Annotated in this window: 12 protein-coding genes; 1 reads left to right on the forward strand and 11 read right to left on the reverse strand. The window is 64.0% G+C overall.

Going from position 1 to position 14,140, the window contains the following annotated elements; translation table 11 throughout:
* The first annotated feature begins 105 nt into the window (after positions 1-105).
* Positions 106-2,049 carry an acetoacetate--CoA ligase gene (locus tag ON44_RS29075; RefSeq protein ID WP_040695704.1) on the forward strand — a complete coding sequence of 648 codons (1,944 nt, stop codon included), beginning with the start codon at positions 106-108 and terminating at the stop codon, positions 2,047-2,049.
* Between the two features lie 72 nt (positions 2,050-2,121).
* Here the strand turns inward: ON44_RS29075 and ON44_RS29080 are convergent, their stop codons facing one another.
* The 11 genes from ON44_RS29080 to ON44_RS29130 all read right to left on the reverse strand — a co-directional run bounded on the left by ON44_RS29080 (position 2,122) and on the right by ON44_RS29130 (position 14,140).
* Positions 2,122-2,721 (reverse strand): lipocalin family protein, encoded by a 600-nt coding sequence (locus ON44_RS29080; RefSeq protein ID WP_085998640.1) that lies wholly within the window; start codon positions 2,719-2,721, stop codon positions 2,122-2,124.
* 180 nt (positions 2,722-2,901) lie between these two features.
* A complete protein-coding gene (locus tag ON44_RS29085) occupies positions 2,902-4,164 on the reverse strand; it encodes a TetR/AcrR family transcriptional regulator (protein ID WP_040695706.1) in 1,263 nt (420 codons plus the stop codon).
* A 179-nt stretch (positions 4,165-4,343) separates the two neighbouring features.
* Complete coding sequence (locus tag ON44_RS29090; RefSeq protein ID WP_040695708.1) at positions 4,344-5,633, reverse strand: TetR/AcrR family transcriptional regulator; 1,290 nt, start codon at positions 5,631-5,633, stop codon at positions 4,344-4,346.
* A gap of 158 nt (positions 5,634-5,791) precedes the next feature.
* Positions 5,792-6,487, reverse strand: a complete 696-nt coding sequence (locus tag ON44_RS29095; protein WP_040695710.1) for an Rv1363c family protein — start codon at positions 6,485-6,487, stop codon at positions 5,792-5,794.
* Between the two features lie 12 nt (positions 6,488-6,499).
* A complete protein-coding gene (locus ON44_RS29100; protein WP_040695712.1) occupies positions 6,500-7,678 on the reverse strand; it encodes an MCE family protein in 1,179 nt (392 codons plus the stop codon).
* On the reverse strand, positions 7,675-8,754 hold the full coding sequence (locus ON44_RS29105; RefSeq protein ID WP_040695715.1) for an MCE family protein: 1,080 nt from the start codon (positions 8,752-8,754) through the stop codon (positions 7,675-7,677). Before ON44_RS29105 ends, ON44_RS29100 begins: the two co-directional genes overlap by 4 nt.
* Positions 8,751-9,851, reverse strand: coding sequence for an MCE family protein (locus ON44_RS29110; protein ID WP_040695717.1), 1,101 nt, complete (start codon positions 9,849-9,851; stop codon positions 8,751-8,753). Before ON44_RS29110 ends, ON44_RS29105 begins: the two co-directional genes overlap by 4 nt.
* Complete coding sequence (locus tag ON44_RS29115; protein ID WP_040695719.1) at positions 9,851-10,855, reverse strand: MCE family protein; 1,005 nt, start codon at positions 10,853-10,855, stop codon at positions 9,851-9,853. The genes ON44_RS29110 and ON44_RS29115 overlap by 1 nt, the downstream gene beginning before the upstream one ends.
* The gene (locus ON44_RS29120) at positions 10,852-11,874 is read right to left on the reverse strand and encodes an MCE family protein (RefSeq protein WP_040695743.1); all 1,023 of its coding nucleotides are present in this window, start codon (positions 11,872-11,874) and stop codon (positions 10,852-10,854) included. Before ON44_RS29120 ends, ON44_RS29115 begins: the two co-directional genes overlap by 4 nt.
* Before the next feature lie 4 nt (positions 11,875-11,878).
* On the reverse strand, positions 11,879-13,270 hold the full coding sequence (locus ON44_RS29125; protein WP_040695745.1) for an MCE family protein: 1,392 nt from the start codon (positions 13,268-13,270) through the stop codon (positions 11,879-11,881).
* Positions 13,271-13,276: 6 nt separating this feature from the next.
* Positions 13,277-14,140, reverse strand: a complete 864-nt coding sequence (locus tag ON44_RS29130) for an ABC transporter permease (RefSeq protein ID WP_040695722.1) — start codon at positions 14,138-14,140, stop codon at positions 13,277-13,279.

Here is a 14,140-nt window from a genome sequence, read left to right on the forward strand (position 1 = left end):
TTCGAAGGCCGCATGGTCGATGCCCCGGTGCTGCGGCATGCCGAGCAGATCGTGCGGCGCGCAAACCACACCTGATTTCCGAACACTCAGCCAGGAGGTAATGCGGTGCAACCACAATGGGTGCCGACCGAATCAGATATCGCGAAGGCGCGCATCACCGACTTCGCCGGGTTCGTGGCTGCGCGCACCGGACAGTCCGTGCCGGATTACCGGACACTGTGGCAGTGGTCGGTCGACGATCTGCCCGGCTTCTGGGGTGCGCTGTGGGATTACTTCCAACTCGGCCCGATCGCGGGCGAGGTGCTGGCCAGCGCTGAAATGCCGGGCGCGCAGTGGTTTCCAGGTACCCGGCTGAACTATGTCGATCAGGTCGTACGACAGTTCCGCACCGATCGGCCCGCCATCATCGCCGTGGCCGAGGACGCTCCGGTACGCGAGGTGTCCTGGAGCGAATTGATCGACAGCACCGCGGCATTCGCGCGCACACTGCGCTCGCTCGGCGTGCAGCCGGGTGATCGGGTGGCCGGATACCTGCCGAATATTCCGGAGTCGGTGATCGCCTTTCTGGCCACCGCGAGCATCGGTGCGGTGTGGAGCGCCTGCGGTCAGGACTATTCGCCCAAGGCGGCGCTGGACCGACTGGGCCAGCTCGAACCCACCGTGCTGATCACCGCGGACGGCTACCGGTTCGGCGGTAAGACGCATGACAAGCGCGACGATATCGCGGCATTGCGGGCCGGACTCGACACCGTGAAGACGACGGTCGCGGTATCCCAACTCGGGCTGCCGGTGCCGGACGCACTGGACTGGACCGAGGCGGCTGCCAATACCGAGGCCGTTGTCATCGAAACCGAGACGGTCGATTTCGACCATCCGTTGTGGATCGTCTTCTCCTCCGGCACCACCGGACTGCCCAAGGGCATCGTGCACGGGCACGGTGGCGTCGTGCTGGAACATCTCAAAGCCGTTGCGCTGCAGGCAGATATCGGCCCCGAGGACACCTTCTTCTGGTATACCAGCCCGAGCTGGATGATGTGGAACTTCCAGGTCGCCGGGCTGCTGGTCGGTGCGACTATCGTCTGCTACGACGGCAGTCCCACCTATCCAACCCCGGATGCGCTGTGGCACATCGCATCTCAGGTCGGCGCGACCGTGCTCGGCACCAGTCCGGGCTACGTGCTCGCCTGCATCAAGGCGGGTGCGGTACCGCGCACCGACCACGACCTCACCGCACTGCGGCAGGTCGGCATCACCGGTTCGTCATTGCCGCCCGCATCGGCGGTTTGGTTGGGCGAGAATGTCGGTGACCACGTCCAGGTCGCCTCGATCAGCGGCGGAACGGATGTGGTCTCTGCCTTTATCGGCGGTGCGCGGACCGTACCGACCTGGCCGGGTGAGCTTTCCGCGCCCTATCTGGGTGTCGCACTGGAGGCCTTCGACGCAGACGGCAAGCCGGTCCGCGACGAGGTCGGCGAACTCGTCATCACCAAGCCGATGCCGTCCATGCCGGTGCGTTTCTGGCACGATCCGGACGGAATCCGTTACCACGACGCGTATTTCGACATGTTTCCCGGCATCTGGCGGCACGGCGACTGGATCACCATCACCGAACGCAACAGCATCGTGGTGCACGGCCGCTCCGACTCCACCCTCAATCGCCACGGCATCCGCATGGGCAGCGCCGACATCTACCAATCCGTCGAGCGCCTCCCCGAAATCACCGAGGCCCTCGTCATCGGCGCCGAACAACCCGACGGCGGCTACTGGATGCCTCTCTTCGTCACCCTCACCCCCGGAACCGACCTCACCGACGACCTGAAAGCCCGCATCAACACCACCATCCGCACCGAGGTCTCCCCCCGCCACGTCCCCGACGAAATCATCGTCGCCCCAGGCATTCCGCACACCCGCACCGGCAAGAAGCTCGAGGTCCCCATCAAAAAGCTTTTCCAGGGCGCCGACCCGACGCGCGTCGTCGAACGCAGCGCCGTGGACAACCCGGACCTGCTCGACTGGTACGCCGCTATCCGCCCCGATACCGAAAACTGAACCGGCGCATTCAGCCGTGGATGGCGGGATCGACGACATCCTCGGTCCATTCCACCAGAGCTCCCCGCTGGCCTATATCGTGCAGAGAGGACGTATATCGGCTGCGCCGCCCGGGGTCGGCGAGGTCAGCAGGAGACAGGGGTCGTATCCGCGCTCTGCCACTACCGCCCGGATCTCGAGCCATTGCGCCGCGTCGACGGCGGGTGATCGCGACAGCACGAATCCGGACAAACGCAGCGGGTCGCCCACGACTGCCCAGGAATAATCGTCGGCGATAAAAGTCACGATGTAATTGGTGGGCCCGTCGAGCGCATTCTGAAACGGGACCTGGGGAAAGCTCACGTGCAGCTGTGCGCGGCTGGCCGGATCGTTGACCCGGGCATTGCCGACGATGCGGTTCGTGGCCCCTGTCCAAGTGGTGCAGCTGTTCTCGACACGAATATTGCTCGCATCGATCAGCTGGTAGTTCGCCACGGTGTCGCGTGCACAGTCGAGGTTGTAGGGTTGCGGCACGGCCGCGACCTGGTTCCAATCTCCGAGGTAACGCTGCACGTCCAGAGCCGCAATCGGCTGCAACGGTTGCCCGCCGACCACCGGCCCCGCGGATGCGATCCCCGTACTCGCCGCCAGAGCCGCCGTTATCGCGGCGATCGCTCGGACAATTCTCCACAACGTTCGTGTGCTCGGACCGAACAATGATCTCACCAGTGTCTCCTTCGGAAATCGATTCGGTTGACGGCCGCTGAAACCGCGGCTCGGCCGGTCGTCAATCGTGCATTCGATATCGGCGGGCCGGACGTCCTGACCTATCTCACGATGATGCGGAAATACGCGACGGGCGATCACACTATTTCACGACATCGTATTCGGCGGCATGGTCCCGAAGAGGATGACTCGCATCAGGTGCGCGACCCGCTGCTGCGAGCACAATGGGTTATCGGGTCCGAGCCACTGACCGAGGTCTACCACCAGCGCCAGGGCAGCGTGCACCAGCACCCGTGCCTCGGCCGCGGAGAGCTCCGGCCGGACTCCGATGAGCAGCTTGGCCCACTCTTCTACGTTGAGCCGCTGGATATTTCGCAGTACGGTGCGATCCTCCGGCGGCACATTGCTGATCTCCGCGTAGTACACGAAGGTCAGCTTGCGCTCGGCGAACGAGCCCTGCACGTACAGCTCGATCAGGGTGCCAAGTGCCTGTTCCGGGGCATCCGATGCGGCGATGGCGGGTCCGATTGCCGCCGAAACCCGGTCCGCCGCACGGCGAAACGCGGCCGCGAGCAGGTCGCCCTTGCTGCGGTAGAAGCGGTACACCGCTGACGAGGCAGGCAGGCCCGCGGCATTGGCAATATCCTCCACGCTCACATTGGGATACCCGTGCTCATGAAAAAGCTCGATTGCCCGCACCAGCAACAGCTCGTGTTTGAAGGTGAGCGGAACCTCCTTCGCACCAAGGGATTCGGTGTCATCGCCGGGCGCGGGCAGATCACATGCGGTCACCGCATGACAGGCCGAGCGCAGCAAGGCCGTCAGCGCACGCACAGGCACGGCGACATGATGATCGGAGATGCTGCCGATTACGCTCATCGCGGCAGCCGAGAGCACCGCCCGATCCCCGTCGGGCAGCTCGGGTCGGGTCTCGGCCAGCAATTCGCGGGCCACCGAATCAGTGGTGATCAGATGATCGATGAGGATCTGGCGGTCGGGATCCTCCAGGTAGCGGTTCTGCCAGCGCAGCAATGCGGCGCTGCGGCGATTCGCGATGGAGGCCGCGATGAGGGCATCGAGGATGTGGTCGAGGCGTTCGGCGGCGGGCCGGTCACGCAGCCGCTCGGGCAGGCGTACGGCCTCGGTGCTCAGTCCGGCCAACCGCAGCGCCTCCTCGCGGAACAGCGCGTATTTGCTCGGATAGTGCCGATACAGTGCGGTAGAGCTGATATCGAGGCGTGAGGCGATGTCCTCCATGCTCACGCCGTGGTAGCCGAATGCGCCGAAGGCCTCCGCGGCGGCGGCGGCGATCTGCGCCCGTCGGTTGCGCGGGCGGCGGCGCACCTCACGCGATCGCGCGGTGCGGCCTGCGGCCGCGTCCTCCGCTGCGCGACGATCCTCGGCATCCATCCCGCGATGTTAGCCCAACCGGACGCTTGCTCGACGTCTCTTCCCAGGGCTGAAATCGCAATGAATGGAAGGTCGCAAAAGCACGCTCTTACATGGAGTGTCTACACTCAATCCGTACGGAATACTCACTAACATACTCAGAACGGCGACGGGCGGTGTAGCGAAGCGGAGGGTGTGGACTACGAGCGGGCCGGGCGGCCGAACAGGACCAGCTGCATGAGCAATCGAACCCGAGCCGGGGAGGCGATCGGTTCGACACCGAAGTTGCGCCCCAGATCGACCACCAACGCGAAGGCCGCGTGGATCAGGAAGCGAGCCTCGGCGGGTGAAAGCTCCGGTCGCACATCGCGCAGCAGCCGCGCCCACTCTTCGACGCTGAGCCGCTGGATATTCCGCAGCACGGTGCGCTCGTCGCTCGGAACATGCTGGAACTCCGTGTAATACACGAAGGTGAGCGCGCGTTCGGAGAACGAACCATCGACGTACTGTTCGATCAGTGTGGTCAATGCCGCTTCCGAGTCGGACGCCGCTGCCACCGCGGGGCCGATCGCACCGGAAACCCGGTCGGCGGCCCGTCTGAACGCGGCCGCGAGCAGATCGCTCTTGCCCCGATAGAACCGGTACACCGCCGATGCGGCGGAAAGCCCTGCGGCAGTGGCGATTTCCTCGACGCTGACATTCGGATAGCCGCGATCGTGGAAGAGTTCGACGGCCTTGCGCAGCAACAGCTCATGTTTGAACGAATCCGGAATCTCGGCTGCCACCGGCAGTTCGGCATCCGCTTCCAGTGCGGGCAGCTCGGCGGGCACAATCGACCAGCAGGCCGAACTCAACAGCCGGGCAAGGGATTTCGCGGGCAGACTGGCATGGTGATCGGCGATACTGGTGATCGCGCTCAGCAGGGCGGCGCGCAGCACTCGCAGCTCATCCTCCGCGAGCTCCGGTCGCAATGCGGCCAATTGCACACCGATCGCGCCGACGACGGCAAGCTGCTGGTCGGTCAGGACCGTCAGATCCTCCGGTTCGAGATAGCGGCCCTCCCAGCGCACCAGGGTGACGGTCGGCCGATTCTCGATTGTCACGCCGATGAGGGCGTCGAGCACTTGGCGCAGCCGCCGCTCCGGCGTCCAGGGTTTACCCACCCCGCCGACTCCGTCGGCTGCCATCCCCCCGCCCCGCGCCGCTTCCGGCAGCTCGACCGATTCGGTCATTGCCCGGCCCACCCGCAGCAATTCCTCGCGGAACAGCGCGTACTTGCTCGGATAGTGCCGATACAGTGCCGCCGAACTGATCCCCAGCCCGGACGCGATATCCTCCATGCTCACGCCGTGATAGCCCAGCGCACCGAACGCGGCCGCCGAGGCCGCCGCGATCTGGGCCCGCCGATTCTTCGGCCTGCGCCGAATCTCCCGCGGTGCCGAGTCGCCGCTGACCGCCTTGCGCGCCGTACGGCGATTGTCGACACTCATGCGGCCATGGTATCGACCCTCGGACCGCCCCAACTGTCTAGGTCGGTCTGATTTGCCCAGGTGGGAGCATCCGGCTCCATTTCGGAGCTACCCGTGCATGAAACTGTTCGGCTTCGGCTGCGGCATCAGGCCGAACAGCACTCCGAGCCATCCCTGGGCTAGGACCGTGGCGGGGTGGCGAGGGGGGAGTTCACCTTGTTGACCAGCCATCGGCCGTCCACCTTCTCGAGCCGCATGACCATGGACAGTTGGCCGGGAGCCGGCTTGCCCTGGGTGCCCATGCTGGTGATGGTTTGGCCGATTACCACGATGGCCTCGGCGGAGGTGGTGTCGCCGGATTTGATCGCGCACTGGACGTCGTTGACCTTGGAGACCACCTCGCCCTGGGTGAGGACATCGCGCAGTTCCTTGCTGGTGCTGTCGAATTGCTTCTTCCAGTCGCCGGTGGCGCCGTCGAGGACTGCGGCGAAGTATTTGTCGAGATTCCTGGCGTCGTAGTCGGCGAGTACTGGTGCGTATCGGCAGGCAGCGAGGCGGGCGTCCTCGTGGGCGGCGACCATGGCCTTGTTGTCCTTGTTCTGGAGGTAGAAGAACACCGTGGAGGCCACTGCGGCGGCGAGTAGCAGTGCGGCGGCGGCGCGGGAGGCGATGGCGGTGCGCTTGCTGGGCTTGCGGATGAGCGCAAACCGCTGGACCGCAGTCGCTTTCGCGCCTACATCTGGCGTGGCGTCCACACTCGGCGCGGCATCCGCGTCGATATCCTTGCCGAGCGAGACGGTCACCTCCGGCACATCGGCATCGGCCTGCGCATTCTCGATCTCCTTGTCGGCTGTATCGGAAATTCGCTCGCTCATAGCTTCTCGTTCCTATCTGCCGGGTGCGGGGCGGGAGAGTTCATTGCCGGTGACGCCGGGCGGCGGGCCGGAACCGTTGTCCGGCACATTCGGTCGTGGTGCGTTCGCCGAACCACGCACCTGCAGTGCGGGATTGGTGGTGATGCAGTAGTTGTAGAGCCGCACCCTGGTTTCGACGGTCTTGTCGGTCGGCACCACGGGGATCGTGTCGTAGTCACAGGTCGGACGCGGCCACGGATCGACCATGGTGTTGAAGGCGTTGTCGTGTGCCGGAATTCCGATGGCCTCCGAACCCGCGCGCAGCGCCGGGAACAGCGCTTCGATCGCTGGTTGACGCAACTTGGCCGCCTTGGTGATGGCGACGAAGTTGGTGATCAGGTTGGTCATCGGGTCCTGCGTGTCGTGCACGATGCCGCCGAGGTTGGCCAATTGGCCGGGGCCGAGTTCGAGGAATTTGCGCACTTCCTGATCGGCCGCGGTCAATTGCTGGAACAGTGTGCTCGAGCCAGTCGTCAGCGTGGTCAGATCGGGTTGGGCGTGGGTGGTGGTTTCGGCGATCACCTGTAGGTTCTCGATGAGTCGCTGGGTTTGCGGGAGCAGATCGGTCAGTCCGGACATGGCCCGGCTGATTCCGGCGACCATATTGCGCAACCGATCCGGACCACCGGCCAGCGCCTTGTCGAGTTCATCGATGATCACATCGAGTCGCGCCGGATTCATCCCGCCGATCAGCCCGCTCATATTCGTGAGCACCGACTGCACCGTCACCGGTGTGCTCGTCGCCGACCGATCGACGATCGAGCCGTCGGACAGATACGGTCCACTGTCGGAATCGGGGCGGAAGTCGAGGTACTGCTCCCCCGCCGCCGAGAGCCTGCCGACGGCGACAGTGCCGCCCACCGGAATCCTTGCGGTGTCATTGATTTGGGCGATAGCGGCAACGCCGTCGCCGGATACATGAACGTCGAGTACCTTGCCGACCCGACTGCCGCGGAAGGTGACGTCATTGTTCGGCGCGAGTCCGCCGGAGCTCTCGAGCTCGACCCGGACCCGGTAGGTGCTCGGCAGCGGATTGATCCGCAGCACGGCCGCACCGAGATAGGACATGCCGAGAATCAGCACGACGATCAGCCCGATATTTGCCACTGCGATCCGATGTCGAACCAGCCAGTGCCACAGCGGAATATTCATCGCCCACCGCCTTGCAGCCGCCCGATGACCTTCTGGATCACCTCGGCCAAACTGCCGATGAATGCGGGTACATCGCCGATTTCCGGCCAACGGCTGCCCTTCGGATCGGTGAGCGCACCGATATCGAGATAGGAAACCGTGGCGGCGACCGCAAGCACCGGCCCGTCATAGCTGGCCATGACATTGGGATAGATGGCGTGCAGCCCGTCCAGCGTGCCCGCCAGATTGTCGCCCATCTGAGTGAATCCGGACATCAGCCGCTGGATACTGTCGAACAGGCTCAGGAACTCCGGGCCAGTGGTGTCGGTGAAATCACCAAGTGCGGACATGGTCACCGAGACCTTTGCGACGAGTTCGGCGATACTCCTGCTGTTTTCGGCGACCAGTCCGATCAACGGTGGGAATGTATCCGCAGCGGCACCCAATTCTGCCTTGCGCCTGGCCAATTCGCCGGTGAGCACGTTCAGTCCGGAGAGCACGCTGTCGACGTCTGCGGTGCGTGCGTTGAGTGCCGCGAGCACATCGGTCATTTCGGTGATCAGATGTGCGAGCTGTGGTGCGCGCCCGGCGAACATCGAATTCATCTCGGTGGTTATCCGAGCCACCTGATTGAGCCCACCGCCGTTGAGCAGCATGGAGATCGACATCATCAACTGTTCGACCGACGCGCCGGTGCCGGTATGGTCGGGCGCGATGGTGTCGCCGGGACGCAGCATTTCGGCGCTCTGCTGCTTGGCGGGCAGGGTCATCGCGACGAACATGTCACCGAGCGGAGTGGCCTGGCGCAGTTCGGCGGTGGTGCCGCGGGGCAGCTGAATATCCTGCCGGATCTGCATTTCCACATCGGCGAGGAAATTGGTGGTGCTGATCTTGGAGACCATGCCGATTTCGGTGCCGCCGATCTTCACATGTGCATTCGCGGGTAGGTTGAGCGCGTCCTTGAAAACGGCGTGCAACTCATAGCCCGGCCCACCGATGCCCGGCTTCGGCAGCGGCACATTGTCGACCGTCACGGCACACCCCGCTGCGGCGACAGCAACCATCGCCGCGACGAAAGCCGAACGCGCCGCCCTCATTTGGTGATTCCGAGCAGTGCGGCGGTCAACCCGAAGTCGGGGCCGAAGTCCTGGATTTTCCCGGTGCGGCAGCCGTCGAGACGCAGCTGGATGCGCTCACAGAACAACGAAAGCGCCGCACCGTCCAGCACCGCCTTGTCCAGCAGACCGTGTAGGCGCAGCGCCCGGTTCTCACGGCTCACGGCATTCGAGAAGTTCTCGAAGAAGAGTGGCGTTACATCGGTGATTTCGGTGAGCCCGCGCGCATTGGCCCGCATCTGCGCGGTCAATGTCGTGAATCGGGTGAGCGCACCGAGCAGTTGTTCGCGATTCTGGCCGACCACGGTCGAGGTATTGGTGACGAAGTCGTTGAGCTGGGTGATCACCGCCTGCAAACCCGGCGCCTGCTGCCCCATCAGTTGCACGAGTTCGGTGAGCCGACCGCTGAAATCCCTTACCGTCTGGTCGTTCTGGGCGATAATCTCGGTGATCTCATTGAGTTTGACAATGGTATCGGAGATCTGGTCACCATTGGCGAGGGTGACCTCGAATGCGGAGGACAGATCATCCAGCGTTTCGCGCAGCTTGTCGCCATTGCCGTTCAGCAGCGGAAACAACACCCGGCTCGCCATCGGTCCGGTTTCGTTATCGCCCTTCAAGGCCGCGCCGAGTTGATCGAAGGTTTCGAGGATGCGGTCGAGTTCGACCGGGGTACGGGTCCGGGCGAGCGGGATGTGCTGACCGTCGGTCAGCACCGGACCATTGCCTTCGTATGCCGGGGCAAGTTCCACATGCCGATTGGTGATCAGCTGTGGTGAAACCAGCGCCGCCATGGCGTCGGCCGGAATGCGCACGCCCTTATCGATGGACATGGTGACTTCGACGTAACTGCCCTTGGGGGTCACGGTATCGACCCGGCCGACCGGAACACCGAGCACCGCAACGTCATTGCCCGCATAAAGACCGGCGACATTCTCGAAATCGGCACTGATCTGCAGATGTTCGCCGAGATACCGATCGGGAAGTGCGGTGAGGCTGCCGGGTAGCAGCGAACAACCGGCCGCCACCGTTACGGCGAGGCCGAGCACCGTCGATTTCAGCAAGGTACCCATCTTCATCAATTGCACCCCTGTACGGCTTGGGCGAAGCACAGCCAGTTGTCCGGGAACACCCATGGCGCCCACACATCGCCGTACGGACCGTTGCCGAGGGCGTTGTTGAACTGCCGCAATGCGACCGGCATGATCTCGTAGAGCGAATCGAGGTTGTCCCGGTTCTTTTCCAGGCCCTCGGACATGGTGTTCAGATTCTGGATGAGCGGACCGAGCTGATCCTGGTTCTCCAGGCCCATATCCTGCAGCAGCCGCGACAGCATCGCGACATTGTCGAGCAATTGTCTGAGCAGGTTCTGCCGCAGTGCGACGGCATTGCCGATGGCCTCGCCGCGGGTCAGCAGCAGCAGCACGCTATTGCGGTTGTCGGAGGCCAGCTCGGCCACCTGATCCATGCTCTTCAGGAGGGTGTCCACCTCGTCGCGGCGATCATTGATCACCTTGGCCAGCGCGCCGATGCTGTTCAGCGCCTCGACGGTGAGCTGCGGCGAGTCACCCATCTGCTGGCTGAGCACATCCAGGGACTGCCGCAGTTTCGCCGGATCCAGGCGTTCGATGCGCTCGAAGGACGATTTGTAGTTCGGATCCCGGATGACCTTGCCCAGGTTGTACGGCACCGAGGTCTGCTTCAGCGGAATTCGGTTGTCCGGCAGTCCTTTTCCATTACCGGGCACCAACTCGACGTGCAGCTTGCCGAGGATGGTCGTCATCTTGATGGCGGCCGAGGCGTCCGGACCGAGTCGAAGATCCTTGCGCACCTTCAGATCCACGACAACCTTCGCGCCATCGAGCCGCACGGCACTCACCGAGCCGACCTCGATGCCGGAGACATCCACCGATGCTCCCGATCGCAGCCCCGCTGCCTGCGCGAATTCGGCATGAATCGTCTTATCGCCGAGATGCGCCTGCGATAACGCACTCGAGCCGACCAGCAGCACGACGACCGAACCCGCGGCGAGCAGTCCTAGCCACAACAAGCGATTGCGCACCCGACTCACTAATGCCGTCATCGGCAGACCTCCGAATGAGAATTGCCGCCCACCTGTGAGAACAGCCCGGGTGGCAGCAGCACGCCCCACAGCGAGACGTCCAGCGAGCAGATGTAGGCGTTGGCGTATGCGCCGTAGCTGGTGAACCGAGCGAGGCCATTGAGGACGGTCGGCAGCTCGACCGCCGCCTGATCCAAGGACGCGCCATTGAGGATCAGCAGCGCGACACCGCTGGTCGCATCGTTCTGCGCCCGAGCCAGATTCGGCTTCACCTGATTGATCAGAGCCGCCAGCGAATCGGTGGATTTCGCCACCGTATCGACCGACGCCTTCAGCGATTCGCCCTGTGCGTAGAGCGATTCCACCAGCGAACGTGCCTGCGTGATCAGGGTTTCCAATTCGCCGCTGCGATTGGCCAGGCCCGCGATCACACTGCTGAGATTGCCGATGACATCGCCGAGAATTTTGTCGCGCTGACCGAAGGTGCCCGCGAGTTCGGCGGCCTGGGTGATCAGCGCACTGAGCGAGACATTGTTGCCTTGCAGGGCCTGAATCAAGGTCTCCGACAGCGAATTGACCTGATCAGGTTGCAGCACGCTGAATAGCGGTTCGAAACCGGACAGCAACGATGACACATCGAACGACGGTTCGGTGCGTTCGACGGGAATCGCGGATCCGGCAGTCAGCACCGCGCCCTCGTCCTTGCCCGGAACCAACGCGATATAGCGCTGCCCGATCAGATTCTGGTAGCGCACAAGGGCTTTCGTCGTCGTGGTCAGCCGCTGATCGTTCTGGATACGGAAGTCGACGCGCGCCTTGTAGTCGCCGTCGAAATCGATCGCGTCGACCCGCCCGACCCGCACACCCGCCATCCGGATGTCATCGCCGACACGCAGTCCGAGCACATCGGTGAAAGTGGCCGAGTACGAGTCGGTATCGCCGGTTACCGAACGCTGCAGCGTCGACCAGATCGTGTACGTCAACAGCACCGCGACCACGGCGAATAGACTGAATCCCGCCATCGCTTTCCCTGATTTCATGTACTCACCGCCCTTCATCCGGTGCGGTGCCGTACACAGTTACCGAACCACCGGCCAGTACCGGAGCCAAGAGCAGGTACTGCGCGGTGGTCGGTCGCCCGCCGACAATCGCGGCGGCGGCATCGAGTCCGCGCAGATCCGAATTCGGCTGGGCGGGATGATCCGTCGCAGCGGCTGGCGCGGTGATGCCCGGAATCGTCGGCAGCCCCGGAATACTCGGCAGTCCGGGAATACTCGGCAGCCCCCGCGCCGGAGCAATGGGCGCCGGTCCCGCGGCTGCCAACCGCTGCGGCATCAGCTGCGACGGAAACTCCTGCGGCGGTGCGACATCCGGCACCGTACTGCCGCCACACCGCGGACCGGCCATGGTGCCGTAGTGCGGACAGTCCTCGGCCGTGTACTGCTGGAACGGCGTGAAGCTGACATCCATCTTCCACACCATCTGTCGGCTGGGTCCGAATCCGAAGGTCGTGCGCACTCGTTGCAGCGCGGCATTGAAGTTGGCGGCGGTATCCGGGATGGCCTGCGGATCCCTGGCCAGACCACCGAACAGGCCGTCGAGTCCGACGACCAAATCCTTCCCGGCGTCCGGATTCCGTGCGAACAGTGAATTGACCGAGTCGACCGCGCCGCCGGCATTGGTAAGCAGTGCGACGAGATTGTCGCGCCGCTCGGTGAGCGTGCGTGCGGTGGTCACCGAATCCGACAGCACACCGACCAGCTCCGGCGCCGAAACGCTCAGCGCCGTCACGGCCCGGCCGAGGTTGCCCAGCAGATCGCCGATACCGGGAGTCGCGTGCACCTGGGTGAGCCAGGTATCGAGGCGTTCGATGGTGGAACCCGGCACCCGCGCGGCGGGATCGAGTGCGTCGGCCAGGGTTGCGAGCACCCGGCCCAGCTTCTCCGGCTGGATATGGTCGAGCACATCGCGCAGCACACTGAGCGTGGTCTGCAACTGCACGGTGCCTGCGCTGGTGTCCTCGGGAATTCGGGCGCCCGCCCGCAGGGTTTCGGTGGCGTGCCCGTTGTCGACGAGTTCGATGGCGGTCACCCCGAAGATATTGTCGGGAATCACCCGCGCCGTGACATTCGCCGGAATCAGGCCCGCCACAGCCGGTTTCAGATCAAGAGCCGCGTCTTGACGTTCGCCCTTCGCGACTACATCGACACCGGTCACCGAACCGACGACCATGCCGCGGAACTTCACATCGGCATGAGTCGGCAGCCCGTCACCGGTGCTGGTGAGCACGGCGACAACCGAGATCTTGTCCTGGAAATAGCCGGTGTAGCGCAGGCCGAGCAGGTACAGCAGCAATGCCGCCGCCGCGGCCATGGCAATTCCGGCCAGGGTGAGCTGGCGTGCGGTGGGCCCGCACCCACTTGGATCGAGCAGCATCGCCACCTACCCCGAAATCCGGAATCCGGGGTCGATACCCCAGATCGCAAGGGTCAGAAACAGATTCACGAACACCATGACGACGATCACCATCTTGATCGCACGGCCGGCCGCGTGGCCGACGCCTTCCGGGCCACCGGTGGCGATATAGCCGTAGTAGCACTGGATAAAGGTCGAAATAAGCACGAACACCACGACTTTGACGACCGAGAAGAAGACATCGATCCCATTGAGGAACTGGAAGAAATAGTGGTCGTAGGTCCCGGCGGAAGTGCCGCCGAGGAACAGTACGGACAGCTTCGTCATCAGATACGCAACGGCGAGGCCCACGCTGTAGAGCGGGACGATGGTCAGTGTCGCGGCGATCATCCGCGTGGTCACCAGATACGGAAGTGGCCGGATGGCAATGGATTCCAGCGCATCGATCTCCTCGGAGATCCGCATCGCACCCAACTGCGCGGTGAATCGGCAGCCCGCCTGGATGGCGAAGGCCAGAGTCGCAAGGATCGGGCCGATCTCACGCGTCGTCGCGAAACCGGAGATCGCGCCGGTCAGCGGATTCATGGTCAGCAGATTCAGCGCGGTGTAGGACTCCATGCCGACGGTGATCCCGCCGAATCCGCACAGGATGATGACCACCCCGACCGTGCCGCCGCCGACAATCAATGAACCATTGCCCCAGCCGACATCGGCGGTCAGCCGCAGCACTTCCTTGCGATAGTGCCTGAGCACGAACGGAATTGCCGCCACCGCCTGGCAGAAGGTGATCGCCTGGTGGCCCAGTCGCCGGTTGGCCTGCACCGGCACGCTCGCGACCGCAGAGACCGCGCGAAATGGCTTCAGCGCGGGCGGGGTGTATCGGGTGCCCAT

Origin of the sequence: Nocardia vinacea NBRC 16497, assembly GCF_000308835.1 — a bacterium.
Taxonomy (GTDB): Bacteria; Actinomycetota; Actinomycetes; order Mycobacteriales; family Mycobacteriaceae; genus Nocardia; species Nocardia vinacea.